Consider the following 22447-nt stretch of genomic DNA (forward strand, 5'->3'; position numbering starts at 1 on the left):
AAGCGTTCAGAATTGGCTGCGGCTGTGTTCCAGCACCACCTGCCCGTCGAGCAGGCGGATGACGCGCCGGGCGTACCGGGCGTCGTGCTCGGAATGCGTGACCATGAGCACGGTCGTGCCCGCCTCGTTCAATTCGGTCAGCAGGCCCAGCACATCGTGGCCGCTGGCCGAGTCGAGGTTGCCGGTGGGCTCGTCGGCCAGCAGCAGCGGCGGGGCGTTCACCACGGCGCGGGCCACGGCCACGCGCTGCTGCTGCCCGCCCGAGAGTTGCAGCGGAAAGTGGTTGCGCCGGTGCAGCAGCTGCATTTTCTCCAACACCTGTTCCACCCGCTGCCGCCGCTCGGCGGCCCCCACGCCGAGGTAGCGCAGGGGCAGCTCCACGTTCTCAAACACCGTCAACTCGTCAATCAGGTTGAAGCTCTGAAACACGAAGCCCAGGCTGCGCTTGCGCAGCTCGGCCCGCTGGCGCTCCGAGTAGCGGCTAGTCTCGGTGCCCAGCAGTTGCAGGCTGCCGCCGTCGGGCTCATCGAGCAGGCCCAGCAGGTTGAGCAGCGTCGACTTGCCGCAGCCCGAGGGGCCCATGATGGCCACAAATTCCCCCTGCTCCACCGTCAGCGAGACGTGGTTCAGCGCTTTGGTTTGCACCTCCTCGGTGCGGTACACCTTTTCCAGGTTTTCGGTCTTAATTATGAACATTAGTCTTTTATGGCCAAGTAGTTATTAAAATACCTATGGCTGGCGATTGTCCAGCACTAGTTCCTGTTGGTCGGCGTACCCTTCGTAGCTGGAGGTCACGACCTGGTCGCCGGGCCGCAAGCCGGCCAGCACTTCATAATAATCGGGGTTCTGCCGCCCCAGCCGGATGGGCACCCGTTGGGCCCGGGTGCCGTCGGCCCCCAGCTTGAACGCCCAGTTGCCCACGGTTTGCTGGTAAAAGCCGCCTTTGGGCAGCAACACCGCCGGGGCCTTCGCACTCAGCGCCAGCCGGATGGGCAGGGTCTGGCCCCGCCGCAGGCCCGGTGGCGGGGCACCAGTAAAGGCCAGGTCGATTTGCAGGCCTTTGGCCACCTGGGCGAAGATTTTGGTCACGCGCAAGGCATACGCCCGGCCTTCTACCACGACCTCACCCACTTGACCGGCCCCGACGCGGGCAATGTAAAACTCGTCCACGACGGCGTGTAGTTTCACACCCGTCAGCGCGTCAATCTGTCCCAGGCGCTGGCCCCGCGTTTTGGCCTCGCCCACTTCCGCGGCTAGCGCGCTGAGCCGACCGCCGACCGGGGCCCGCAACAGCAGGTCGTCCATCTTGCGCCGCATCAGGGCCAGGTTGCTGGTCATGCGCCGCACCGACTCCTGCATGGTGCCCAGCTGCTGCTGCATGGCCACCGAATCCTGGCGCAGGGTCTGTTGCGTGAGCTGTCGTCGGCGTAGCTGGTAGCGGTAGGCGTTCTGGCTCTGCAGGTAGTCCTGCCGCGCAATCACCTGCTGGTCGTACAGCACCTGGTTGGTGTCGAACACCCGCCGGGCCTCGGCCAACTGAAAGTCGATGTCCGCCAACTGGTTCTGGCGCAGGATGCGGTTTTGCAGCAGCTGGTTGCGGGTATTGCGCAGGTTGTTCATCAGGTCATAGACGGCCGTTTCGCGGTTTACCATTTCCAGTTGCAGGTCGGGGTTGGCCAGCCGGAGCAGGGGCTGGCCCGCCGTCAGGGTCGCGCCTTCTTCAACCAAAACTTCTTGCACCGTGCCGGCTTCTGCCGCGTCCAGGTACACGGTGCGCAGCGGCTGCACCACCCCGTCAATGGCCGTGAATTCCTGAAAATTACCCCGCGTGACAGGGCTGATGGTCAGACGACTGGCCGCGACTTGCAGCCGCTGGCCTGGCCGGGGCCAGTAAATGCCGGCCGCGCCCGTCCCGGCCAGTACTAGCACCCCCAGCCACCACCAGCGGGCAACAAACGACCATTTTTTCTTCGGTATCAGGACATCCATTCGGTTCGGCGCAGGAAACAGTAGCAAAAAACTATTGACCGGAGGTGCCAAGAACGATGCCTTACTCACAAGCTATTGCTAATCAGAATAATACTTTTGAATCCTGGTCGCCAGCTGCCGCCAAACGTCCGGTTTTGATACAGTGGACCGTTCGGTTCTGATACAGTTCAAATCGATTGACGGGTAGAAAACGGCTTGGCCGACTGAAAGCCAGTATTTTTTGAAGCCTGCACGATTTATGAGTTCCTCTCAGAAAACGGAAAATAGAGCACGTTAAGGGCTGAAAGGGGGCTGCCAAGGGTCTGCCAGGGCTAGGTGTCGAGTCAAAACCTCCAACTCAAAGGTTTTGCCCTATCTGTTTAACAATACCCAAATCTGGGAAAAGGGGTGGATTTCGGCTACCATCGTCTCGCTGGTAAAATGCAGTGTTTTTCTAGAATGAGCTTTGCATATTGGGCGTTGTTTTACTATGCCACGCAAACATGAGGGTCAAGCTCTGCATTTTATTCTTCGTCTTTGCCTCTTGTAGTGCAGATAGTGCAGAACGTAAGCCCCCCTCGCCTGCGGTGCGGGAATATTTGGAGGAGGTAGTCCGTATTATGCAAGCCAATTTCATTAATCGGGCGACCGTAAACTGGGTAGTTTTCAAGCAGAACCTGCTAGCGCAAGCAAGCGGCGCCAAAACAATTGAGCAGGCCTATCCAGCGGTTGAATTTGCCATCGTGGCCCTAGGCGATAAGCACACACAGTTTTATTGTGCCCGCCCGGTGAAAGGCCTTGAAATGACCCCTGCCAAGCAGCCCCCGCTATACCCCGACGAGCCGGTTCCTGAAGACATCGGCTACATCAGAATTCCGTGGGTTGTCGGCAGTCAGCAAAAGCTGGACAAGTACATAACCCAAGTGCAAGCCCACATCAAGGCGCGGGATAAGCCAGAGTTAAAAGGCTGGATTGTGGATTTGAGAGGGAATATGGGAGGGAATCTGTGGCCGATGCTCGTGGGGGCAGGGCCGATTTTGGGAGAAGATACGCTCGGCTATTGTATTGACGCGAATAACACCAAAACCGCGTGGCGATACGAAAAAGGTAAGGCATTTTCGGACGGCGACATACAGGCAGAAACAGCCAATTATTATACGCTGAAGTCTGCCAACCCAGTAGTGGCCGTGCTGACCGATACGCTAACGGCCAGTTCGGGCGAGGCCATTGCGGTCTCCTTTAAAGCCAGAAAGCACACCCGAAGCTTTGGAGCGGGCACGTGCGGGGTATCTACCAGCAGAAGCCGCTTTTATTTGTCCGATGGGTCCGTCATCTTGCTGACAACCGCAGTATTCGCTGACCGCCGCCTGGTACGGTATGGCCACTCACTAGTCCCCGACGAGTCACTCAGGCCAGTAGACGTAGTGCCGCGAGCCATTCGCTGGATTAGAAAAGAATACAAAGCGGAGAACTAAGTGGCCTAGCCTGGGGCCTGGGTTGTTACGGGTGACAGATAACCCCGACTTTTACGTTTCATCCAGCCTTTTTCATGATTTCCAAGCAAGCGCGCGTACTGGTAGTAGATGACGAAAGCGACGTGCTGTTCGCCATCAAGCTGCTGCTTAAGACCGAGGTGCGGGAAGTCGTCACGGAGAAAAACCCGGAAAACCTGCTCTCCTTGCTCCGTCAGCAACATTTCGACGCCATCCTGCTCGACATGAACTACCGCGCCGGCCAGGCCACCGGCAACGAGGGCTTCTATTGGCTCGGCCGCATCCTGGAGTACGACCCCACCGCGGCGGTTATCCTGATGACGGCCTACGGCGACGTGCGCACCGCTGTGCGCTCGCTCAAGGCCGGCGCCACGGATTTCCTGCTCAAGCCCTGGCACAACGAGCAGCTGCTGCAAACGCTCGCCGCCGCCTTGCAAGCCAAACCCCGCGGCAAAAGTGGGGGTCCCGGCCCGAAAACCTTACCCGCGTCGGCCGCTGCTACGGCCCTGCTGGGGCAATCGGCCGCCATGCAGGAAGTGCGGGCCATCATCGAAAAGGTGGCCCCGACCGATGCCAACGTGCTGCTGCTGGGAGAGAACGGCACCGGCAAAGAATTGGTCGCCCGGTCCCTGCACGAGCAGTCACGCCGCGCCGCCCGGCCCTTCATCACGGCCGACGTAGCCGCGCTCAGCACGGGCTTATTTGAAAGCGAGTTGTTTGGGCACACCAAGGGCGCATTCACTGATGCCCAGGCCAGCCGCGTGGGCCGGTTTGAAGCGGCCACCGGGGGCACCCTGTTTTTGGACGAGATTGGCAATATTCCCCTACCGCAGCAAGCCAAGCTGCTGACGGCCCTGCAAAACCGCCAGGTCGTGCCGGTGGGAAGCAACGTGCCCGTGCCCGTGGACATTCGGCTGCTGTCGGCGACCAACGCGCCGCTGCACGCGCTGGTCGCCCGCGGGGCTTTCCGCCAGGACCTGATGTACCGCCTCAACACGGTAGAAATCACGCTGCCGCCCCTGCGCGAACGGGACAACGACGTGCAGCTGCTGGCCCAGCACTTCGCGCAGGTGTATGCCGCCCGCAACCAGAAACCAGCCCCGGAACTTACCCCCGCCGCCGTGCACAAACTCCGGCAATACGGCTGGCCGGGCAACGTGCGCGAGCTGCAACACGCCGTGGAGCGGGCGATTATTCTGGGAACCGGCCCGGTGCTGCGGCCCGAGGACTTTCACTTTCCTAACCCCGCATCTGCCGACAAGGCGGCAGTTGGTTTGGCATCGGCAGAAAATGGAATTCCGTTGTTGGAAGTAGAAAAAAACACCATCCTGCGCGCCATCGAGCGCCACCAAGGCAACCTGACGAAAGCTGCCAAGGAGCTGGGCCTCACCCGTACGGCCCTCTATCGCCGCCTCGATAAGCATGGTATTTAACCGCCTGGATATCGGCTTATTGGGGCGGCTGGTACTGCTGCTGGCCGCGCTGGCTGGGGGCGGGCACGCCGCGTTTCACCACGCCTACGGGTTGGCCCTGGTGGCGCTGGGAGTATTGCTGGCCCTGGTCGTGGCCCTGGCTCGCTACCTGACGCGCGGTCAGCAGGCCCTGCTCGACTTTACACTGGCCCTGAAATACCGCGACTTTTCCCGGCAATACTCGGAGCAGATGGCTCCGGCATCGCTGCGGCGGCTGCACGCGGCGTTTAACCAAGTCAATGCCACGTTCCGCGAGTTGCGGTTTGAGAAGGAGGAGCAGTTTCAGTACCTGCAAACCATCCTGGCCCTTCTGGATACCGGCATCGTCTCCTACGATGCCGCGGGCACCGTAGTCTGGGTCAATGAGGCCTTCAAAGACACGCTCCAACTGCCCTACCTAAAAAATATTCAGGCGCTGCAACACCGGCAGCCAGTCCTGTACGAGGCCATTTGCCGGGCCGTGCCCGGCCAGCCCGCGGTGGTGAAACTGACCGTGGGCTCCCACGCGGTACAACTCCTATTGTCCGTCACGCAGTTTAAAACGCGGGGCGAAGCGTCTACCCTGCTGGCCTTCAAAAATGTCAGCCAAGCCCTGACCGACACCGAAACCGCCGCCTGGCAGCAGCTGCTGCGGGTGATGACGCACGAAATCATGAACTCGGTTACGCCCATTGCCTCCCTGGCCGATTCGCTGGGCCGCCACGTGCGGGCGGCCCAGCAGCAGGGTTCGGCCGCCGAGTTGCTCGACGATGTAGGCACCGGCATTCGCATCATTCAGCAGCGCAGCGAAGGATTGCTGCGCTTCGCCCAGGTGTACCGCAACTTCAGCACGCTGGCCCCGCCGCAACGCACGACTCTCTACGTGCAGGAATTGCTCCAGACGACCCATCAGCTGCTGGCCGAACAGCTGACCGCCCAAGGCATTGAAGTAGTTATCAGCGTGCGCCCCGCTCACCTCGCGTTGCAAGCCGATGGCCACCTGCTGGAGCAGGTGCTTATCAATTTGGTGCTCAACGCCGCGCAGGCCGTCGGCCAAACTCCCGACCCACAGATTAACTTGCTGGCCTGGCTCGATGGGCAGCAGCGAGTGGTCGTTGAGGTAAAAGACAACGGGAGCGGCATTCCTGCCGATTTATTGGACAACATCTTCGTCCCTTTTTTCACCACCCGCCCAAGTGGCTCCGGTATTGGGCTGAGCCTGGCTAAGCAAATCATGCAACTGCACCAAGGCAGCATTCAGGTGCATTCCGTGGAAGGAGCAGGCAGCGCCTTTCAGCTTTGGTTTCCCGGCCCGGCTACAGTGTGACAGGCGTTTGAATTGCGCCGCACATGAGCTGGAAGCCTGGCGAGCTTACGAACAATTCACAGTTCATCTGACCGCTGACCGACAGACTAAGCTCAAACCAAGTAGACTAGCAACACCTTAATTACATCCCCTGTGCAATGGCCTCTACCCCACAATTTGCCGAATTTGTCGTTGAGCAGTTTAACGGCTCCGGTCACGTTACCGCCAGGAAAATGTTTGGGGAGTACACCCTGTATTGGGACGGTAAGCCCTTTGCCCTGGTTTGTGACAACAAACTATACGTTAAGCCTACTGCAGCGGGGCGGGCTTTCTTACCGGAAGTAACTGAGGCCGCGCCTTATCCAGGCGCAAAGCCCTGTTTTCTGGTTGAAGAGCAGCTAGAGGACCGGGAGTGGCTGGCAAATCTAGCCCGTCTGACGGTGGAAGAATTGCCGGAGCCCAAACCTAAAACTAAAAAACAGCGTGGCGGCCAGTAGTGTAAATGCACAATGATGCTTACCGCGCCGGCTCCCCGTCGTACCATTCGCCGAGCACCACCCGCCACGCATCGAGCACCGCCGGAGCCAGCAGCCGGGCCTTGTCTTTGGCATACCGGTCCGTTACGTCTTCATCGGCGTGCCCTAGCACCATCTTAGCGAGGGCCTTGTTTCCGCCGCTGACTTGTTTGAGCAACGTGCCGGCCGTGTGCCGCGCCGTGTGAGTTCCGATGACCTGATGAATCGGCCGCCAGTTGTGCACCACCTTGCCGCCCGTAATCAGCCGGTCGTCCCACTCCCGGGTCAGGCCCGCCCCCTTGGCAATTTCCTTAATCCAGTCGCCGCGCTGCTGCCAGTTGCGCGCTGGAAAATGCCAACCCCACCGCTCCCCAATCTTTACAGCAATAGGCGGTAGCGGCACCGCTGCATCATTACCCGTCTTGCCCTGCGCGTGTAGCAGCGCCGGCACCTTGCTGCCGTCTTCCAGCGTCAGATTGATTCGCTCGCGCTTGTCGAACTTCTCCAGGTCTTCGTACCGCCGCCCACTGAACATCTGAAACAGCCACCGGTCCCGCTCTTCGGCCAAAACCTCTGAAGTCGGCCGCCAGCTGATGAGCCGGCGAACCTCTTCCATCTCCAAATCCAACTGCGGCGCGTTCTTGGCCGAATACTGGAGCCAGGGCATATCTGCCTTCAGGTTCATCTGCTCAAAGCACTTGCGCAGGCCCGTGAAATGCACCTTGATAGTCGCGTCCGATTTCTGCAGGTCCAGCAGATGCTGCTGGTACTCTTTGGCCACCTTCTGCGTCACCTGTTCGGGCCGTAGCTCCGGCCGCCACACCTCCATCATCGTGGCCAGCTGGTCGTACTTGCGCAGCGAGTCCTTGGCCAGGTTGCGGTTTTCCTCCTTCCACTCCTCCAGCACTTCCCGGAAAGTGCGGCCGACCACCGGCGCCACCACTGCCGGCACCTCTTTGGGTTTGGCACCCGGATGAATCGCCGCGAGCAGCGCCGTCTTGCTCACCCGCTCAAAAGGAGTCTCATCAAATAAGCGGTGGAAGGCGTCGATTACTGTCTTTCTCCATTCAGTCAGCCGCACGTTAATGTTCACATAGTCTTCGTGTCCGCGCAGCACTCCTTGTGCCTCGCTCTGCCACAACGTTTCCATCTCACCATTCTTCCCAATCAGCTGTGGCAGCACTCTTTCCCTGGCTTGCTCCTGAATTCCCTACCCGTGCCAGCGTGCGGTTAGCCGCAGCGGGCAGTAGCCCTGCCGGTCGGCCTCCTTTACCCGCAGGTAAATCTGCACGCTAATCTTGCGCTTGAATCGAAAGTCCTGGCCCATAAATCAGCAATAATTAGGCGTTCTAGCCTGGATTCGTCCCGGTTATCGTCCCGGTTCCCGTCCTGGTTCATGCCCGAAGATAGCCGAACATGACCGAATTGACAAGCCCTCCGTTCACCTGATTATGCCCTGGCAGCACCGAAAAGGCATAAACGCAAAAACACCCGCCGGTTATCGGCGGGTGTTTTCGGTCGTAGCGCTCCCTCCTGGGCTCGAACCAGGGACCCTCTGATTAACAGTCAGATGCTCTAACCGGCTGAGCTAAGGAAGCTTTTTTCTAGCCGAAACCCGGTTGTTGTTGTTTCGGACTGCAAACTTACGACCTTCTCTAAAAAGGCACAAGCCTAACGCACATTTTTTTCTAAAAATTTATGCTTCGTTTCAGTTAGTGATATTGAGCAAAGCCCCTTGCAGGCTGGTGCTGTACTGTTTAAGAGGCCGGGGAGTAGGGCCGCCAGTTATCTGGCCGCGCAAATCAAATTGCGAATTGCAGCAGGAATCCTTCAAAAACAGCCGCGAATTGCGGTCCACGCTCACCAGAGCACAGGCATTGAATGGCTGGTAGGGACAATTCCGTTCGAAAGCCAGGTAGCTGGCCCCGGCCTGATGCACCACAATCACCCCCTTCACGCCGCCGTCACCGGCCGGGCCTTTCACGGGCAATGTCACCACACCATTATCCTTGCGCAGCTCGGCGTACTGTTGGTTGGTGATATTGATACTCAGGTTGACCGGCGCATAAGGAATAAGCGGCTGGTCGTCATTTTTCGCCCCGCAGGCGGCTAGAACGACAACGCAAGCCGGAAGAACGAGGGCCGATAACCGGCGTGCCAGGAGATTCCATTGGTAGTTCTTCATTCCTCACTCTTCGTTAATAAGTATAGAACCCCCGGCCGGTTTTGCGGCCGTGGTGGCCGGCATCCACTTTTTGCTGCTGAATACGGCTGGGCCGGAACTTGGCATCCTGATGGAAAGAGGCAAACATGGCGCTGGTCACCGAGAAGTTGGTGTCGACGCCAATCAGGTCCATCAACCGGAAAGGGCCCATTTTGAATCCACTGGCTTCCAGTAATTCGTCTACTACTTCGAACGGAGCCACTTGCTCCTCCACTATTTTCAGGCTCTCCACGTAGTAGTGCCGGGCCACGCGGTTCACGATAAACCCCGGCGCATCGGCGGCGCGCACCGGGGTTTTGCCCAGGCGGCGGGCCAGAGCCTCCACAGCATCGGCCACGGCTGGAGCAGTGGCCACGCCACTGATTACCTCCACCAACGGCATGATGGGGGCCGGGTTGAAAAAGTGCATGCCCACCACGCGCTCCGGGTGCGGCACGGGCGCGGCCAACTGCGTAATGGGCAATGAGGAGGTGTTGGAAGCCAGGATGGTCGTCGGCTTATTCAGCGCGGCCAGTTCCTGAAACAGCTGGTGCTTCACATCGAGCCGCTCCACTACGGCCTCGATGATTAGGTCGGCCTGCACGATGCTTAGGTCAGTCGTGACGGTGAGGCGGGCGAGGGCCGCGTCGCGGGCCTCAGCAGTGAGCTTGTTGCGCTCTACCAGCTTGCCCAGGCCGGCCGCGATGGCCACCTGCGCTTTTTCGAGCGCGGCAGGATTCAGGTCGAATAAAATAGTGGGCAGGCCGTGCTGAATCCCGAGCTGAGCAATGCCCAGGCCCATGGTGCCGGCTCCCACCACGGCAAGTGTCTGCATTTCGTTCATGGCGCGAAGGTAAACGGCCCGCCCCGGCAAGTAGTACTTGCCGGAACGGGCCGTTGCTTTATTCGGCTTGATTTCGCCGGATTCTTACTTTTTGAAAAGCGAATTAACAAACGTGTGCCGGTCGAACAGCTGCAAATCGGTCATCTTCTCCCCCACCCCGATGTAGCGCACCGGAATGTTGAACTGGTCCGAAATGCCGATAACCACGCCCCCGCGGGCCGTGCCGTCGAGCTTGGTGATGGCCAGGGCCGTCACCTCCGTGGCCTTGGTAAACTCCTTGGCTTGCAGGAAGGCATTCTGACCAGTGCTGCCGTCCAGCACCAGCAGTACCTCGTGCGGCGCATCCGGAATCACCTTCTGCATCACGCGCTTGATTTTACTGAGCTCATTCATCAGGTTCACCTTGTTGTGCAAACGGCCGGCGGTGTCGATGATAACCACGTCGGCCCCCATCTCCACGCCTTTCTGCACGGCATCGTAGGCCACGGAAGCCGGGTCGGTGTTCATGCCGTGGCTCACCACGGGCACGCCCACGCGCTGGCCCCAGATGATGAGCTGGTCGACCGCCGCGGCCCGGAAGGTATCGGCCGCGCCCAGCACCACCGTCTTGCCCGCCGAGTGGAAGCGGTGGGCCAGCTTGCCGATGGTCGTGGTTTTGCCCACGCCGTTCACGCCCACCACCATAATCACGTAGGGCTGCCCGGTGCTGCCAGCGCGGTCGAGCACGGCCGTCGAGCCGGACTTGTTATCCTCGAGCAGGGCCACGATTTCCTCACGCAGGATGCGGTCCAGCTCTGAGGTATTCACGTACTTGTCGCGGGCCACGCGGGCCTCGATGCGGTCAATCACCTTCACCGTCGTATCGATGCCCACGTCGGCGTGCACCAGCAGCGTCTCCAAATCGTCGAGCACGGCTTCGTCCACGGTGTTTTTGCCCACCACGGCCTTGCTCAGCTGCTCAAAAAAATTGGTTTTAGTCTTTTCCAGCCCGGCATCAAGCGAGGCTTGCTGCGTAGTGCTTTCCTTGTCCTTTTTAAAAAAATCGAAGAGGCCCATGGGGGTTCTGTCATGCTGAGCCTGCGAAGCACCTTATCACGTTCGCAGGACTCGGATTAGTAACTCTGTAAGAAACAGCCTGGATAAGCCGCTTCCCTGGCTGACGCCGACCTTCCGTTCGTCAGCACGGCAAAAGTCCGCATGACAGATGGTATTACACGCAAAAAGTCCCACGAAGGTGGGACTTTTTAAACTCTTACGGAGCCGAAGCCAGCGGGTAACTTATTTGTTACCGGTAGCCAGGTACTCCTGCACTTTATCGAGCAACACCATTTCCTCGCGGAACGTGTAAGCTCCGGTTTTCTCCGATTTAACGGCACGAATCACTTTTGCCCAGTTCTTGGCATTTTCTACGGTTTTCAGCGTAGCAACTACTTTCTTAGCCATTGTTCAGGTTATTTAATTTCCTTGTGAACGGTCATTTTCCGCATAATCGGGTTGAATTTCTTCAGCTCGATGCGCTCAGGGGTGTTCTTGCGGTTCTTGGTGGTGATGTAGCGCGAGGTGCCCGGCAGGCCCGAGGTTTTATGCTCGGTGCACTCCATGATAACCTGCACCCGGTTTCCTTTCTTGGCCATCTCGACGGGGGTGTGTGTTTTTAAATTTAGGACTGCAAAGGTACGTGTCTTTTTGGAAACGACAAAGGAATGTTGCGCAACTTTCAGTCGGATAAGCAGAAGTGAGGCAAAGTATCCTTTGTTCAGATGAATATGACGGCCGAACCAGAAAGTGCGTTTAAACAATCATACAGCTCCAACCTGCTATTTCAAATCCGGCAGCATAAAGCCTTCCAGCGCACTGGGTTCGGCCATTAGCTTTTCGATATCGGCTACGGTGCGGGGGGCTTCGGCCGAAAGGTTCTCGTAGCCGGTGGCGGTAATCAGGGCGTCGTCTTCGATGCGCACGCCGATATTCCACCACTTGGGGTCGCAGGGCGAGCCGGCGGGGATGTAGATGCCGGGCTCGACGGTGATGACGTTGCCGGCCTGCAGCGGGCCGTAGCTGCCGCGGTCGTGCACGTCGAGGCCGAGATAATGGCTGGCCCCGTGCGGGTAATAGCGCCGCATCTCGTCCTTCTTTTTGATGATGTTGAGCTTTTGCAGGCCCGCCGTTATCACGTCCTGGGTGGCTTTGTTGGGGGCATCAAAGGCCGCACCGGGGCGGCAGGCGGCAAAACCCGCCTCCTGAGCCGCCAGCACCAACTCGTAAATCTGCCGCTGCTCGGGGCTGAACCTGCCGGAGGGCGGCACGGTGCGCGTCACATCGGCGGAATAGCCGTGGTACTCAGCCCCGCAGTCCATCAGCACGAGGTCGTTGTCGAGGTGCTGGCGGTCGTCGGTTTCGTAGTGCAGGATGCAGGCGTTGGCCCCGCCGCCCACAATGCTGGGGTAGCCCTGGAACTCGGCTCCGTAACGGCGGTACACGTATTCGTGCAGACCCTGCACGTCCATTTCGCCCATTTCGGGACGCAACAGCTTCATCACCTCGCGCTGGCCCTGGGCGCTGATGCGGATGGCGCGGCGGAGCAAAGCCAGCTCTTCGGGCGTTTTGATGGCCCGCAGCTCGTCCAGACTTTCACCAAGTGCGCCGCCATCGAAACGGCCGGGAGGATGAGCGGCAATGGCAGCCTCTCGGGCAGTGGCCGTGGTGGCCGCCAGGTAGTCTTTCACCAAGGGCGTGCCGGCCAGCGCCGGGTTTTCCTTGAGCTGGGTAGCAAGGTATTCAGCCACGGCTTTGTCGTTGCGGACACCGTAGCGCCGGATAACGCTCTCGTGCTCGCCGAGTGTCGGGTTGTAGTCGGCCGGTACGCCGGCCTGCTGCCGGAAGGTGGCTACCAGGCTGTGCAGGTCAGCCGCGTTGGTCTGGTCGTCGCGAGTGTCGGTGGGCAGGTCGGTGAACAGCAGGTGGTCGAAATCAGCCCACTTGATACCGGCAGCGGCAAATTCCCGGTTATCGGCGGTGAACTGCAGGGCCAGCTGGGTTTTGGCATCAGCAGCTCCGCGGCGGCGGCCGGTCCATTGCTCGCGGGCGGGGTCGCGGGGCTGGGTGAACAGCGCCTCGGTCACGCCGGCCTGCCCGGCCACGGTGCGCGGCTCCTTGAACAGCAGCAGCACGGCATAGGGCTCATCGTAGCCGGTGAGGTAGTAGAAGTCAGGGTTTTGGTGGTAGACGTAGTTCACATCGTTGGCCCGGTTGCGCACGGGCGCGGCAAACACCACGGCCACGCCCTGCGGCGGCAGCCTGGCCCGCAGCAGCTCGCGCCGCTGCCGATGGAAGGCCGGCGACAGAAAATCGGTGGGCCGGGCGGGCGGCGCTGCCGATGACAGCAGCTCGGGCACGGAGGCGGGGGCCTGCGCAGCGGCACTGGACCCGGCCAGCAACAGCCAACCGCCTACTACGACCGATGAAACGCACCCCCACCGACGCGGCAAGGGTAACCGGGAAAACGAGAACCGCATCGGGCGTAGAAGAAGAAGCGTTAGCAAAAGGAACAAGCCACTAGGCAAGATACCCGCCCACAGACAAAGCCAGCGCCGGTACAATTGCCTGAGAGGCAGCTGTACCGGCGCTGGCTTTGTCTGATTGTCATAAGTATTCAGTATCGGGCAATCAGCCGACGAATCTGGCTAACCCCTTGGGATACCGGCTACTCAGCACTCAAATCTAGTAAACGATGAAGCCCTGCTCCTTAGCCTTCTTCAATACCGACATGATGCCGTTCTTGTTGATGGTGCGGATGGTGGAGGTAGCTACTTTCAGCGTCACCCAAGCGTCCTGCTCGGGGATGTAGAAGCGCTTTTTCTGCAAGTTCGGATAGAACTTGCGCTTAGTCTTGTTGTTAGCGCGCGAAACGTTGTTACCAACGCGGGTACGCTTGCCGGTCAAATCACAAACACGGGCCATGATATCGGAGGGTTAAATTTTATTACAAAGCAGGGAAACGGGCCGCAAATATCGGCAAAAGTCTGGCATTCACCAAACACCCCACCCTATTTCTGGTCAGATGCGCCCTCAGGGGCTGGTTTGGGCCGAAATTTCCAGGGGCAGTGCCGGCAACTGTTCTGACAGCAGCTGCCCCGGCGGCGGTGGTACTGCTCGGTGAAGACAAGGTAGCCTTCGGGCGTGTAGTAAAAATCGCCGGGTTGCAGCGGCTGGGGGGCGGGAGCGGGCATGGAGACCACAAAGCTACGGGCCCCGGCGGTTGGAACCATTCGCGGTGGTATCTTGCTGTTGTTAATCTACAATCCTTTCTCATGAAAACACCTTTTGCACTCGGGCTGCTGCTGGCAGCATCTTTCCTGGGAACAGTAGATTCGGCCCGGGCCCAGGCCCCGGTGGTGCTGACGGCGGCCACGGCCCCGGCGGGCGTGCGCCCGGCCCTGGCCCGCCATGAGTCGGCGCTGGCCGACCCAGTGCGCGAGGCCCTGCGGACGCTGCCCCAGGCCAAGAAAAAGTTTCTGGCCGGGCTGCCCAGCGGCGACCAGTTCCTGCTCTCGGTGCGGGTGGTGGCCACCGATACCAGCTTCCGGCAGGCATCGGCGCGGGTGCTGGGCTGGCACGGCACCACGGTGCAGGCCCTGCTGCTGCCCGAGGTGGCCGACTCGGCCGAACCCCTGCCCGTGAGCTTCCCCGAAACCGCGGTGGTAGACTGGACGCTGCTGCGGGCCAGCGGCCGCGAAGAGGGCAACTACGTGGGCCGCTATACCGACACGGCCCGCCAGATGGAAAGCATGCCCCTTCGCTAGTGCCCCGGCGCGGGCTGGGGGGCGGTGGCGGCAGGAATTACCGCGATGCACTCAATCTCCACCAAGGCATCGAGCGGCAGGCGCGATACTTCGACGGTGCTACGGGCGGGGCGGTGCGCGCCGAACATGCTGCCGTACACGGCGTTCATGCGGTTAAAATCAGCAAAGTTTTTGAGAAAAACGGTGGTTTTCACCACGTCGGCCAGCCCGAGGCTACGGCTCGATAGCACGGTACTGAGGTTGGCCAGCACCTGGCGGGTTTGCTCCTCAATGGTGTCGGCCTCGATGCGCATAGACGCCGGCACGAGCGGCGTTTGGCCGGAGCAGAAGACGAAGCCGCCCGCCACAATGGCTTGGGCGTAGGGGCCGATGGCCTGGGGCGCATCGAGGTGGTGTAGCGTTTCCATGGGGATAAAAGTAGGCGGACGGGGCGGCAATCGGAACAGCAGCCGCTTTGTTTGTAATTTTGAGCAGTTCAGCATTACCACTGCCCTACTCACTCATCACGCCCACCCATGAACGCCACCACCGCCACCGCAACCACCAGCCGCGCCGAGCAGCTGATGCAGCTCGAAGACCAGTATGGAGCGCACAATTACCACCCCCTGCCCGTGGTGCTGAACCGGGGCGAAGGCGTGAACCTCTGGGATGTCGATGGCAAGCATTACTTCGACTTTCTTTCCGCTTATTCCGCTGTCAACCAGGGCCACTGCCACCCGCGCATTATCGACGCCCTCACGAAGCAGGCGCAGCAGCTCACGCTTACGTCGCGGGCCTTTTTCAACGACCAGCTGGGGGCGGCCGAGCAGCAGCTCTGCGAATTATTTGGCTACGACAAAGCCCTGATGATGAATTCCGGGGCCGAGGCCGTGGAAACTGCCCTGAAGCTGGCCCGCAAGTGGGGCTACCAGGAAAAAGGCATTGCCCCGAACATGGCCCGCATTCTCGTGGCCGAGCACAACTTCCACGGCCGCACCACGGGCATTATTTCCTTCAGCACCGATGGCGACAGCACGGGCGGATTTGGGCCATTTGCGCCGGGCTACCAGGTGGTGCCTTACAACGATATTGAGGCGCTGGAAGCGGCTTTGCAGGACCCGCACGTGTGCGCCTTTATGGTCGAGCCCATCCAGGGCGAAGCGGGCGTGATGGTACCGGCCGTGGGCTACCTGGCCCAAGCGGCAGCGCTCTGCAAGGCGCAGAATGTGCTATTCATCGCCGATGAAATCCAGACCGGACTGGGCCGCACCGGCAAGCTGCTGTGCTGCGACCACGAAGCCGTGCACGCCGACATCCTGATTCTGGGCAAGGCCCTGAGCGGGGGCGTGCTGCCGGTGTCGGCCGTGCTGGCCGATGACAGCATTATGCTCACGATTCAGCCCGGCCAACACGGCTCCACGTTTGGCGGCAACCCGCTGGCCTGCGCCGTGATGCGCGCCGCCCTGGATGTATTAATTGATGAAAAGCTAGCCGACAACGCCGCCCGCCTGGGCGAAATATTCCGCGAGCGGATGCGCCAGGTGCAAGCCCAGCGCCCCGAAACCGTGGACCTGGTGCGCGGCAAAGGCCTGCTCAACGCCGTCATCATCGTACCCGCCGCGGACGGCCGCACCGCCTGGGACGTGTGCGTGACCCTGATGGAGCGCGGCGTGCTGGCCAAGCCCACGCACGGCGACATCATCCGTTTCGCCCCGCCGCTGGTGATTACGGAGGAGGAGCTGCACAAGGCCTGCGACGTGATTGAGGAGGTTATTCTGGCCTTCTGAGCGCGAAGCCTCGCAACGTTTTAAGATTTAAGTTTTGCGAAGTTTTCTTCGCCGGACAACACCCTTTGCGAGACCAGTACGGACTACTCCTCGCGAAACTTAATTTTTAAAACGTTGCGAGACTTCGCGCTATCGTACTGGGAGCACCAAGCCTTTTTCGGGCCGGCCGACGTGGCCATTATTGGCGCGGGGCTGGTGGGGCTCACGGCGGCGCTGTACCTGAAGCAGCGCCGGCCTGACTGGCGCGTGGTGGTGCTGGAGCGCGGCCCGCTGCCCAGCGGGGCTTCGACTAAGAATGCGGGCTTTGCCTGCTTCGGGTCAATTTCAGAATTGATTGAGCAGGAAAAGTGCGGCGACCTGCAAGCCGTGGTAGCGGCCCGTTGCGAAGGCCTAGCCCGGCTGCGCGAGCTGCTGGGCGATGCCGCGCTCGACTACCAGCCGGTGGGTGGCTACGAGCTGTTTCGGCACGAAGAAGCCACGCTGGCGGCGGAGTGCCGGGACAAAATCGACTACTTCAACCAGCTACTGGCCCCGGTGGTGGGCCACGCCCGCACCTTCCGCGACGCCAGTGACGAGGCCGGCCGTTTCGGCTTTGGGGGCGTGGGCACGCTGCTCAGAAATGAGCACGAAGGCAGCCTCGATGCCGGCCGCATGATGCGCGCCCTGCTGGCCCACACCTGGGCCGCCGATGTGCCGGTACTTACCAACTGCGCGGTGGACACGATAGAAGCATCGGCCACGGGCCAACAGCTGCGGCTAGCCAACGGGGCTGTTATTGAAGCCAGCCAGGTACTGCTGGCCACCAACGCCTTCGCCACCGAGCTGCTGCCCGAGCTGGCCGTGACGCCCGGCCGGGGCCAGGTACTGGTGACCGAGCCGCTGCCCGAAGTGTCGCTGCCGGGCACTTTTCACTACGACCACGGCTACGCCTACTTCCGCCAGCTGCCCGACCACCGCGTGTTGCTGGGTGGCGGCCGCAACCTCGATTTTACCGCTGAAACCACCACCGTGCCCGGCCTTACGCTACCCGTGCAACAATACCTCGAAAACCTGCTGCACACGGTAATACTACCCGGCCAGCGGCCCCGCATCGACTTTCGGTGGAGCGGGGTGATGGGCTTTGGACCGGCGCTGGCACCTATCATCGACTGGGTGCGGCCGGGCGTGCTGGCCGCCGTGCGCTGCAACGGCATGGGCGTGGCCATGGGCGCGGGCACAGGGTGGCAGGCGGCCGAGAAGCTGACGCTCGGGTAGCGAAAACCGGCCGATATTCGTACAGTAGTGCTCAGACCTCACTTCCGGCTTTTCTTATGCTTTTTGCTACGCGTTTTCACTTGTTTCATTCCCGTTTATTGGTACTGTTGATAGCGGTAGCAGGCCTGGCAAGCAGCTGCCAGAGCAGCCGGCCCGGCTTTTCGTTTCAGCCGGCCCCGGGGCGGTTGCGGGTGTTAGCAGCGGCATTGCCAGTAGCAGCTGAAGACTCGGCGGCGGCAACTGCAACAGCAGTTACAGTATCACCAATGCCCCAACCCGGGTTTCAGCCACGAAGCCGAATGCGGCAGCGGCCCCGGCCAGCAACTGTAGCGGCTGTTCCAACGGCCCTGGCTGGGGTTGCCCAAAGCAAGTCCGTGACTCATCGGCGGGCAGTGTTGCAACGCCCACACGCCACGGCGGAGGCGGGCCTGGGCACCACCGTGCTGGGCGTGTTGGGCTTGATAGTTCTTCCCATTGCCCTTATTGGGCTGTTGCTGAGCGGTGGCGGGCTGGTGTGGGGCATTGTGGCGGGCGCGGCGGCGCTGGCCGTGCTGGTGGCGTACCTCGACCCGTTTGGGCGGTAGTGCGGGGTTCGGGGCGAACTTTGTGGCCTCGTTTCGCTTCTTAAGTTCGCGCTTTTTCTTCCAGATTTTTCATACCGGGCTCCTGGCCCGCGCTTCACGATATATGCTCCCCACCCAACGCCCCCGCCGCAACCGCAAGTCCGAAGTTATTCGGGACATGGTGCAGGAAACCCGCCTCACCACCCACGATTTCATCTTTCCGCTGTTCCTGATTGAAGGCCAGAACCAGGCGCTGGAAGTGAAGTCCATGCCCGGCATCTACCGGTATTCGGCCGATAAAATCATCGAGGAAGTGGGCCAGTGCGTGGAGCTGGGCATTAAAACCTTCGCGCCGTTTCCCAGCATCAACGACGCGCTGAAGGACCGGCTGGCCAGGGAATCGGCCAACCCCGAAGGCCTCTACCTGAAAACGGTGGCCGACATCAAGCGGCAGTTTCCGGACGTGGTGCTGATGACCGACGTGGCCATGGACCCCTACAGCAGCGACGGCCACGATGGCGTAGTGGACGCCGAATCGGGCGAAATCCTCAACGATGCCACCCTAGAAGTGCTGGGCCAGATGGCCCTGGCCCAGGCCCGCGCCGGCGCCGACATCATCGGGCCCAGCGACATGATGGACGGCCGCGTGGCCTGGATTCGGCGGGTGCTCGATGAGAATGCGTTCAGCCACGTCAGCATTATGAGCTACACGGCCAAGTACGCGTCGGCCTTCTACGGTCCGTTCCGCGACGCGCTGGATTCAGCGCCCAAGAAAGGCGATAAGAAGAGCTACCAGATGAACCCCGCCAACAAGCGCGAGGCCCTGCGCGAGCTGGCCCTCGACGAGGCCGAAGGGGCCGACATGGTGATGATAAAGCCCGCCCTGAGCTACCTCGACGTGATTCATGCGGTGAAGGAGCGCACCCACCTGCCCGTGACGGCCTATAATGTATCGGGCGAGTACGCCATGGTGAAAGCCGCCGCCCAAAACGGCTGGCTCGACGGCGAAAAGACCATGATGGAAGTCCTCACCAGCATCAAGCGCGCCGGGGCCGACGCCATTCTAACCTATTTCGCCAAGGAAGCGGCCGCCGTGCTGCGGCGCGGGTAGCACCGCTTGTGATATTTAGCAGCGTTGGGCAAATTTCGTGGGTAATGCCGCCGGATTTGCCCAATTTTGTTGGTGGGCAGCGTGCCTGTTTATTGTTATGACCTCATTTCTCTACCGTTGTGGGTTACTGGCGCTGTTGGCGTGGACTGGCTTGGTCCACCCCGTGCGGGCGCAGGGGAGCAAGCCGAAGCCCCGGCCGGCTGCCTCGGCGCCCTACCAGGCCGTGGATGCCCGAATGCGGCAGGTGCCCGATTCGTCGGCCCGGACGGTGGGCGGGCTGGCGCGCTTTATCACGGCCTCCTTTCCGACGGAAGGCGACCGGGCCCGCGCCGCCTTCGTGTGGGTGGCCCGCCACATCCGCTACGATGTGGACAATATGTTTGTGCTGGAATATGAGCGGGAACCAGCTGTGGTGGTGCAGGAAACACTGGACCAGCGCCGGGGCGTGTGCCGACACTACGCCGAGCTATACGCTGCCCTGGCCAACCAAGCGGGCGTGCTGACCTACGTGGTACCCGGCTACACCAGCCTGCGCGATGCCGTGGGCCACGCCTGGTGCGCCAGCCGCATTGCCGGCCAGTGGCAACTGCTGGACCCGACCTGGGCCGCAGGCCGGGTAGAGAACAACAAGTTTGCATTCCAATTCAACAACGAGTATTTCCGGGCACCACCAAAGTTGTTTATTGAGTTGCATATGCCCTTCGACCCGCTGTGGCAGCTGCTGCCCGCGCCCCGCACCCCCCAGCAGTTTCAGCAGGGCCTCACGCCGGCTACGCCCCACCCGGCCTTTGCCTTTGCCGATTCGGTGGCAGTGTACACACAGCAGAGCGCGAAGCAGCGGCTGCACGCCACCAACCGGCGAATTGAGCAGAATGGCGTCAAAAGCGGGTTAATTTTTACCCATTTGGCCAACAACCGCAGCCGGGAAGAAAACCTGCACATCGACACCTACAACGAGGCCCTGAGCGAATACAACCAAAGCGCCGCCCAGCTCAATGCCTTCGTCGAGTTCTTCAACCGCCAGTTTCAGCCCCGCCAAACCGATGCGGAGCTGAAGCTGCTGGTGCCGGCCATCACGGCGCATTTCAGCCGCGCCCAGGAGCTGATGGCGGCCGTTCAGACCCGGAACCCTGCGCATCTGGGGTCTATCAGGGAGTTTGAAACCTCGCTGCGGGAAGCCGAAACCAAGCTGCACAACTGCCAGGCCTTCATGGACCGATACCTGAACACCAACAAGCTGCTGCGGCCGGCTCTATTCATGAACTTTAGCAATATTGGCGGGCGCAATGAAATGATGCGCTGACGGGCGGCCGGGCTCACTTATCCTCAACTATTTCGCCGCTCATGCTCATCACCCGCCGTGCCACCCTGGCCGACCTGCCCGCCATCCTCGCCCTGGTGCGGCGGGTGGTACCGCTGATGCGCGCGAGCGGCAACTTCCAATGGTCGGCGGATTATCCGAACGAGGTCGTATTCACCGCCGACATCGAGCGCAGCTGTCTCTGGGTGGGTGAGCTCGCGGGCGCAATGGCCGGCGTGGCCGCCCTCACCCAGGACCAGGACGAAGAATACGCCCAGGCCGACTGGGACGCGACCGAGCCCGCCCTCGTCACCCACCGCCTGGCCGTGGACCCGGCCGCGCAGGGCCGGGGCGTAGCGCTGGCGCTGATGGCCGAGGCTGAGCGGCTGGCTGTAACGCAGGGACTGCGCGTTCTGCGCGTCGACACTAACTCCGAGAACGCCGCCACGCAACGGCTGTTTCCGAAGCTGGGCTACCGGTTTGCGGGTGAGATTACGCTGGCGTTTCGGCCGGGGCTACGGTTTTTTTGCTACGAGAAGTGGCTGGGGTGATGGACTTCTTCCGGCTCAGTTTGGTGCTGCTATTGCTCGGCCTGGGTATGTGGTACAGCGTGAAAGCGGGCAAGCTGACCACGGCCGCCGCTGGCACGGGTGGCGCGCTGGGGCTGCTGATTTACCTAGGCAGCGGCTTCGCGGGGCTGGCACTGCTGGCCCTGTTCTTTGGTCTGGGCACGGCCGCTTCCGGCTGGCGCGTGGCCGACAAGCGCCGCCTCGGGCTGGCCGAAGAAAACCGGGGCCGCCGCACCGCCGGCCAGGTGGTGGCCAATGCCGGCTTGGCTGGCCTGCTGGGCCTGCTGGCCTGGCAGTTTCCGCCCGCCGCCCAACTGGCCCAGCTGATGCTGGCCGGCAGCTTCGCCGCCGCCACCGCCGACACCCTCGCCTCGGAGCTGGGCAACCTGTACGGCCGGCGCTACTACAACATCCTCACGCTGAAGCCCGATGCGCGCGGCCTCAACGGCGTGGTGAGCCTGGAAGGCACGGCCTTGGGGCTCGCGGGCACGGCCGTACTGGCGGCGGCCTACTGCCTGGGTTTTGGCTGGGGGCCAGCGTTTGGGTGGCTGCTGGTGGCGGGCACGGCCGGCAACCTGGCCGATTCGGTGCTGGGCGCTACGCTGGAACGGCGCGGCTACCTCAGCAACAACGCCGTCAATTTTCTCAATACCCTGACCGGCGCGCTGGTAGCGGGCGGGCTGGGGTATTGGCTGGGGTAGCCGATGCCGGTGCCGGACACCGAACCAGTTCTGGCCTTTGTATGTACATTGAAGCATGAAAACGTACACACTCGACATTATCGCGCCGGACGATGAGGAAATGGTGGCGGCTATTCTGGAAGCATTGTCGAAGCGCAACGTTATCCGCTTTGCTGCTGCCGCGCCCTGGCAATCTTTGTCGGACGACGAATTAGAAGCACAAATCGTCGCCTCTGACGGGCAGCCCCGGCTTTCGTTTGCCGAAGCCCGGCAACGGCTGGGGCTATGAGCGAAAGCACGCGCGAGGTTAATCTAACCCCGGCATTTTTAGATGGATTGGCGGCCATTCAGGCCTATCATAGTCAGTTTGATGCGGTCCGGGGGCGGCAAATCAGCTCTTCTATTGTTGATTTTGCCTGTGATATTATCGGGCCTTTCCCCCACGCTTATCCCCGGTACCCGGTTCGCCAATATCCTGACCGGGATTACCGCCGGGCAGTTTTCCGACGCGAACATGTGCTGATTTACCGCGTAACGGAAGCTGAGGTATCTTTTCTGCTAATTTATGCAGCCAGGCAGCGTCCTGATGACTTATCGTTGCCCGCCTAACAAATAGTTTTCC

26 protein-coding genes and 1 tRNA gene are annotated in these 22447 nt (G+C 61.0%); 14 read left to right on the forward strand and 13 right to left on the reverse strand.

Annotation, left to right across the window (positions count from 1 at the left end; all coding sequences use genetic code 11):
* Positions 1–6: 6 nt before the first annotated feature.
* Complete coding sequence (locus ABD819_RS09865; protein WP_169533681.1) at positions 7–690, reverse strand: ABC transporter ATP-binding protein; 684 nt, start codon at positions 688–690, stop codon at positions 7–9.
* Between the two features lie 39 nt (positions 691–729).
* On the reverse strand, positions 730–1989 hold the full coding sequence (locus ABD819_RS09870) for an efflux RND transporter periplasmic adaptor subunit (protein ID WP_345123644.1): 1260 nt from the start codon (positions 1987–1989) through the stop codon (positions 730–732).
* Positions 1990–2471: 482 nt separating this feature from the next.
* Between ABD819_RS09870 and ABD819_RS09875 the strand changes: the two genes are divergently transcribed.
* From ABD819_RS09875 to ABD819_RS09890, 4 genes are all read left to right on the forward strand, one after another.
* Positions 2472–3443: a S41 family peptidase gene (locus ABD819_RS09875; RefSeq protein ID WP_345070987.1), complete on the forward strand. Its 972-nt coding sequence runs from the start codon at positions 2472–2474 to the stop codon at positions 3441–3443.
* Between the two features lie 74 nt (positions 3444–3517).
* Positions 3518–4894, forward strand: coding sequence for a sigma-54-dependent transcriptional regulator (locus ABD819_RS09880; protein WP_345123646.1), 1377 nt, complete (start codon positions 3518–3520; stop codon positions 4892–4894).
* Positions 4884–6239, forward strand: coding sequence for a sensor histidine kinase (locus tag ABD819_RS09885; protein ID WP_345123648.1), 1356 nt, complete (start codon positions 4884–4886; stop codon positions 6237–6239). The genes ABD819_RS09880 and ABD819_RS09885 overlap by 11 nt, the downstream gene beginning before the upstream one ends.
* Before the next feature lie 137 nt (positions 6240–6376).
* The gene (locus ABD819_RS09890; protein WP_345123650.1) at positions 6377–6715 is read left to right on the forward strand and encodes a TfoX/Sxy family protein; all 339 of its coding nucleotides are present in this window, start codon (positions 6377–6379) and stop codon (positions 6713–6715) included.
* A 19-nt stretch (positions 6716–6734) separates the two neighbouring features.
* Here ABD819_RS09890 and ABD819_RS09895 read toward each other — a convergent pair whose 3' ends face one another.
* From ABD819_RS09895 to ABD819_RS09940, 10 genes are all read right to left on the reverse strand, one after another.
* A complete protein-coding gene (locus ABD819_RS09895; RefSeq protein WP_345123652.1) occupies positions 6735–7916 on the reverse strand; it encodes a site-specific integrase in 1182 nt (393 codons plus the stop codon).
* Positions 7917–8257: 341 nt separating this feature from the next.
* Positions 8258–8331, reverse strand: a tRNA-Asn gene (locus ABD819_RS09900).
* 110 nt (positions 8332–8441) lie between these two features.
* The gene (locus tag ABD819_RS09905) at positions 8442–8918 is read right to left on the reverse strand and encodes a hypothetical protein (protein WP_345123654.1); all 477 of its coding nucleotides are present in this window, start codon (positions 8916–8918) and stop codon (positions 8442–8444) included.
* 13 nt (positions 8919–8931) lie between these two features.
* Positions 8932–9780 (reverse strand): 3-hydroxyacyl-CoA dehydrogenase NAD-binding domain-containing protein, encoded by an 849-nt coding sequence (locus ABD819_RS09910; protein ID WP_345123656.1) that lies wholly within the window; start codon positions 9778–9780, stop codon positions 8932–8934.
* Positions 9781–9864: 84 nt separating this feature from the next.
* Positions 9865–10836 (reverse strand): signal recognition particle-docking protein FtsY, encoded by a 972-nt coding sequence (ftsY, locus tag ABD819_RS09915; RefSeq protein ID WP_345123658.1) that lies wholly within the window; start codon positions 10834–10836, stop codon positions 9865–9867.
* Positions 10837–11058: 222 nt separating this feature from the next.
* A complete protein-coding gene (locus ABD819_RS09920; RefSeq protein WP_210514038.1) occupies positions 11059–11223 on the reverse strand; it encodes a DUF4295 domain-containing protein in 165 nt (54 codons plus the stop codon).
* 8 nt (positions 11224–11231) lie between these two features.
* Positions 11232–11414, reverse strand: coding sequence for a 50S ribosomal protein L33 (rpmG, locus tag ABD819_RS09925; protein ID WP_168674975.1), 183 nt, complete (start codon positions 11412–11414; stop codon positions 11232–11234).
* A gap of 183 nt (positions 11415–11597) precedes the next feature.
* Positions 11598–13175: an aminopeptidase P family protein gene (locus ABD819_RS09930; protein ID WP_345123661.1), complete on the reverse strand. Its 1578-nt coding sequence runs from the start codon at positions 13173–13175 to the stop codon at positions 11598–11600.
* Between the two features lie 325 nt (positions 13176–13500).
* Entirely contained in the window at positions 13501–13740 is a 240-nt protein-coding gene (gene rpmB, locus ABD819_RS09935) for a 50S ribosomal protein L28 (protein ID WP_345123663.1), read from the reverse strand.
* Between the two features lie 86 nt (positions 13741–13826).
* Entirely contained in the window at positions 13827–14009 is a 183-nt protein-coding gene (locus ABD819_RS09940) for a C1orf53 family protein (protein WP_345123665.1), read from the reverse strand.
* An 81-nt stretch (positions 14010–14090) separates the two neighbouring features.
* On the opposite strand from ABD819_RS09940, the gene ABD819_RS09945 reads away from it, so the two are divergent.
* A complete protein-coding gene (locus ABD819_RS09945) occupies positions 14091–14582 on the forward strand; it encodes a hypothetical protein (protein WP_345123669.1) in 492 nt (163 codons plus the stop codon).
* Here ABD819_RS09945 and ABD819_RS09950 read toward each other — a convergent pair.
* Positions 14579–14989 carry a Rid family detoxifying hydrolase gene (locus tag ABD819_RS09950; protein WP_345123671.1) on the reverse strand — a complete coding sequence of 137 codons (411 nt, stop codon included), beginning with the start codon at positions 14987–14989 and terminating at the stop codon, positions 14579–14581. The two genes, ABD819_RS09945 and ABD819_RS09950, sit on opposite strands and share 4 nt — an antisense overlap.
* A 108-nt stretch (positions 14990–15097) precedes the next feature.
* Between ABD819_RS09950 and rocD the strand changes: the two genes are divergently transcribed.
* The 9 genes from rocD to ABD819_RS09995 all read left to right on the forward strand — a co-directional run bounded on the left by rocD (position 15098) and on the right by ABD819_RS09995 (position 22434).
* Positions 15098–16348, forward strand: a complete 1251-nt coding sequence (rocD, locus tag ABD819_RS09955; RefSeq protein WP_345123674.1) for an ornithine--oxo-acid transaminase — start codon at positions 15098–15100, stop codon at positions 16346–16348.
* Between the two features lie 114 nt (positions 16349–16462).
* Positions 16463–17602, forward strand: a complete 1140-nt coding sequence (locus ABD819_RS09960; protein WP_345123676.1) for an NAD(P)/FAD-dependent oxidoreductase — start codon at positions 16463–16465, stop codon at positions 17600–17602.
* Between the two features lie 392 nt (positions 17603–17994).
* Positions 17995–18186 carry a hypothetical protein gene (locus tag ABD819_RS09965; RefSeq protein ID WP_345123678.1) on the forward strand — a complete coding sequence of 64 codons (192 nt, stop codon included), beginning with the start codon at positions 17995–17997 and terminating at the stop codon, positions 18184–18186.
* A gap of 103 nt (positions 18187–18289) precedes the next feature.
* The gene (gene hemB, locus ABD819_RS09970; protein ID WP_345123681.1) at positions 18290–19276 is read left to right on the forward strand and encodes a porphobilinogen synthase; all 987 of its coding nucleotides are present in this window, start codon (positions 18290–18292) and stop codon (positions 19274–19276) included.
* 97 nt (positions 19277–19373) lie between these two features.
* The gene (locus ABD819_RS09975) at positions 19374–20579 is read left to right on the forward strand and encodes a transglutaminase domain-containing protein (RefSeq protein ID WP_345123683.1); all 1206 of its coding nucleotides are present in this window, start codon (positions 19374–19376) and stop codon (positions 20577–20579) included.
* Positions 20580–20620: 41 nt separating this feature from the next.
* Complete coding sequence (locus ABD819_RS09980; RefSeq protein WP_345123685.1) at positions 20621–21127, forward strand: GNAT family N-acetyltransferase; 507 nt, start codon at positions 20621–20623, stop codon at positions 21125–21127.
* On the forward strand, positions 21115–21846 hold the full coding sequence (locus tag ABD819_RS09985; protein ID WP_345123688.1) for a DUF92 domain-containing protein: 732 nt from the start codon (positions 21115–21117) through the stop codon (positions 21844–21846). The genes ABD819_RS09980 and ABD819_RS09985 overlap by 13 nt, the downstream gene beginning before the upstream one ends.
* A 55-nt stretch (positions 21847–21901) precedes the next feature.
* Complete coding sequence (locus tag ABD819_RS09990) at positions 21902–22114, forward strand: hypothetical protein (RefSeq protein WP_345123691.1); 213 nt, start codon at positions 21902–21904, stop codon at positions 22112–22114.
* On the forward strand, positions 22111–22434 hold the full coding sequence (locus tag ABD819_RS09995; protein WP_345123693.1) for a hypothetical protein: 324 nt from the start codon (positions 22111–22113) through the stop codon (positions 22432–22434). The genes ABD819_RS09990 and ABD819_RS09995 overlap by 4 nt, the downstream gene beginning before the upstream one ends.
* The last annotated feature ends 13 nt before the right edge of the window (positions 22435–22447 follow it).

It is taken from the genome of Hymenobacter antarcticus (genome assembly GCF_039539545.1).
GTDB classification, from domain to species: Bacteria; Bacteroidota; Bacteroidia; order Cytophagales; family Hymenobacteraceae; genus Hymenobacter; species Hymenobacter antarcticus.

What these genes read in the sequence shown, in the direction of transcription:
- ABD819_RS09870 (WP_345123644.1), bottom strand. Translation starts at nt 1,989, where the DNA reads ATGGATGTCCTGATACCGAAGAAAAAATGGTCGTTTGTTGCCCGCTGG.
- ABD819_RS09875 (WP_345070987.1), top strand. Translation starts at nt 2,472, where the DNA reads ATGAGGGTCAAGCTCTGCATTTTATTCTTCGTCTTTGCCTCTTGTAGT.
- ABD819_RS09880 (WP_345123646.1), top strand. Translation starts at nt 3,518, where the DNA reads ATGATTTCCAAGCAAGCGCGCGTACTGGTAGTAGATGACGAAAGCGAC.
- ABD819_RS09885 (WP_345123648.1), top strand. Translation starts at nt 4,884, where the DNA reads ATGGTATTTAACCGCCTGGATATCGGCTTATTGGGGCGGCTGGTACTG.
- ABD819_RS09890 (WP_345123650.1), top strand. Translation starts at nt 6,377, where the DNA reads ATGGCCTCTACCCCACAATTTGCCGAATTTGTCGTTGAGCAGTTTAAC.
- ABD819_RS09905 (WP_345123654.1), bottom strand. Translation starts at nt 8,918, where the DNA reads ATGAAGAACTACCAATGGAATCTCCTGGCACGCCGGTTATCGGCCCTC.
- ABD819_RS09910 (WP_345123656.1), bottom strand. Translation starts at nt 9,780, where the DNA reads ATGAACGAAATGCAGACACTTGCCGTGGTGGGAGCCGGCACCATGGGC.
- ftsY (WP_345123658.1), bottom strand. Translation starts at nt 10,836, where the DNA reads ATGGGCCTCTTCGATTTTTTTAAAAAGGACAAGGAAAGCACTACGCAG.
- ABD819_RS09920 (WP_210514038.1), bottom strand. Translation starts at nt 11,223, where the DNA reads ATGGCTAAGAAAGTAGTTGCTACGCTGAAAACCGTAGAAAATGCCAAG.
- rpmG (WP_168674975.1), bottom strand. Translation starts at nt 11,414, where the DNA reads ATGGCCAAGAAAGGAAACCGGGTGCAGGTTATCATGGAGTGCACCGAG.
- rpmB (WP_345123663.1), bottom strand. Translation starts at nt 13,740, where the DNA reads ATGGCCCGTGTTTGTGATTTGACCGGCAAGCGTACCCGCGTTGGTAAC.
- ABD819_RS09940 (WP_345123665.1), bottom strand. Translation starts at nt 14,009, where the DNA reads ATGCCCGCTCCCGCCCCCCAGCCGCTGCAACCCGGCGATTTTTACTAC.
- ABD819_RS09945 (WP_345123669.1), top strand. Translation starts at nt 14,091, where the DNA reads ATGAAAACACCTTTTGCACTCGGGCTGCTGCTGGCAGCATCTTTCCTG.
- ABD819_RS09950 (WP_345123671.1), bottom strand. Translation starts at nt 14,989, where the DNA reads ATGGAAACGCTACACCACCTCGATGCGCCCCAGGCCATCGGCCCCTAC.
- rocD (WP_345123674.1), top strand. Translation starts at nt 15,098, where the DNA reads ATGAACGCCACCACCGCCACCGCAACCACCAGCCGCGCCGAGCAGCTG.
- hemB (WP_345123681.1), top strand. Translation starts at nt 18,290, where the DNA reads ATGCTCCCCACCCAACGCCCCCGCCGCAACCGCAAGTCCGAAGTTATT.
- ABD819_RS09975 (WP_345123683.1), top strand. Translation starts at nt 19,374, where the DNA reads ATGACCTCATTTCTCTACCGTTGTGGGTTACTGGCGCTGTTGGCGTGG.
- ABD819_RS09980 (WP_345123685.1), top strand. Translation starts at nt 20,621, where the DNA reads ATGCTCATCACCCGCCGTGCCACCCTGGCCGACCTGCCCGCCATCCTC.
- ABD819_RS09990 (WP_345123691.1), top strand. Translation starts at nt 21,902, where the DNA reads ATGAAAACGTACACACTCGACATTATCGCGCCGGACGATGAGGAAATG.
- ABD819_RS09995 (WP_345123693.1), top strand. Translation starts at nt 22,111, where the DNA reads ATGAGCGAAAGCACGCGCGAGGTTAATCTAACCCCGGCATTTTTAGAT.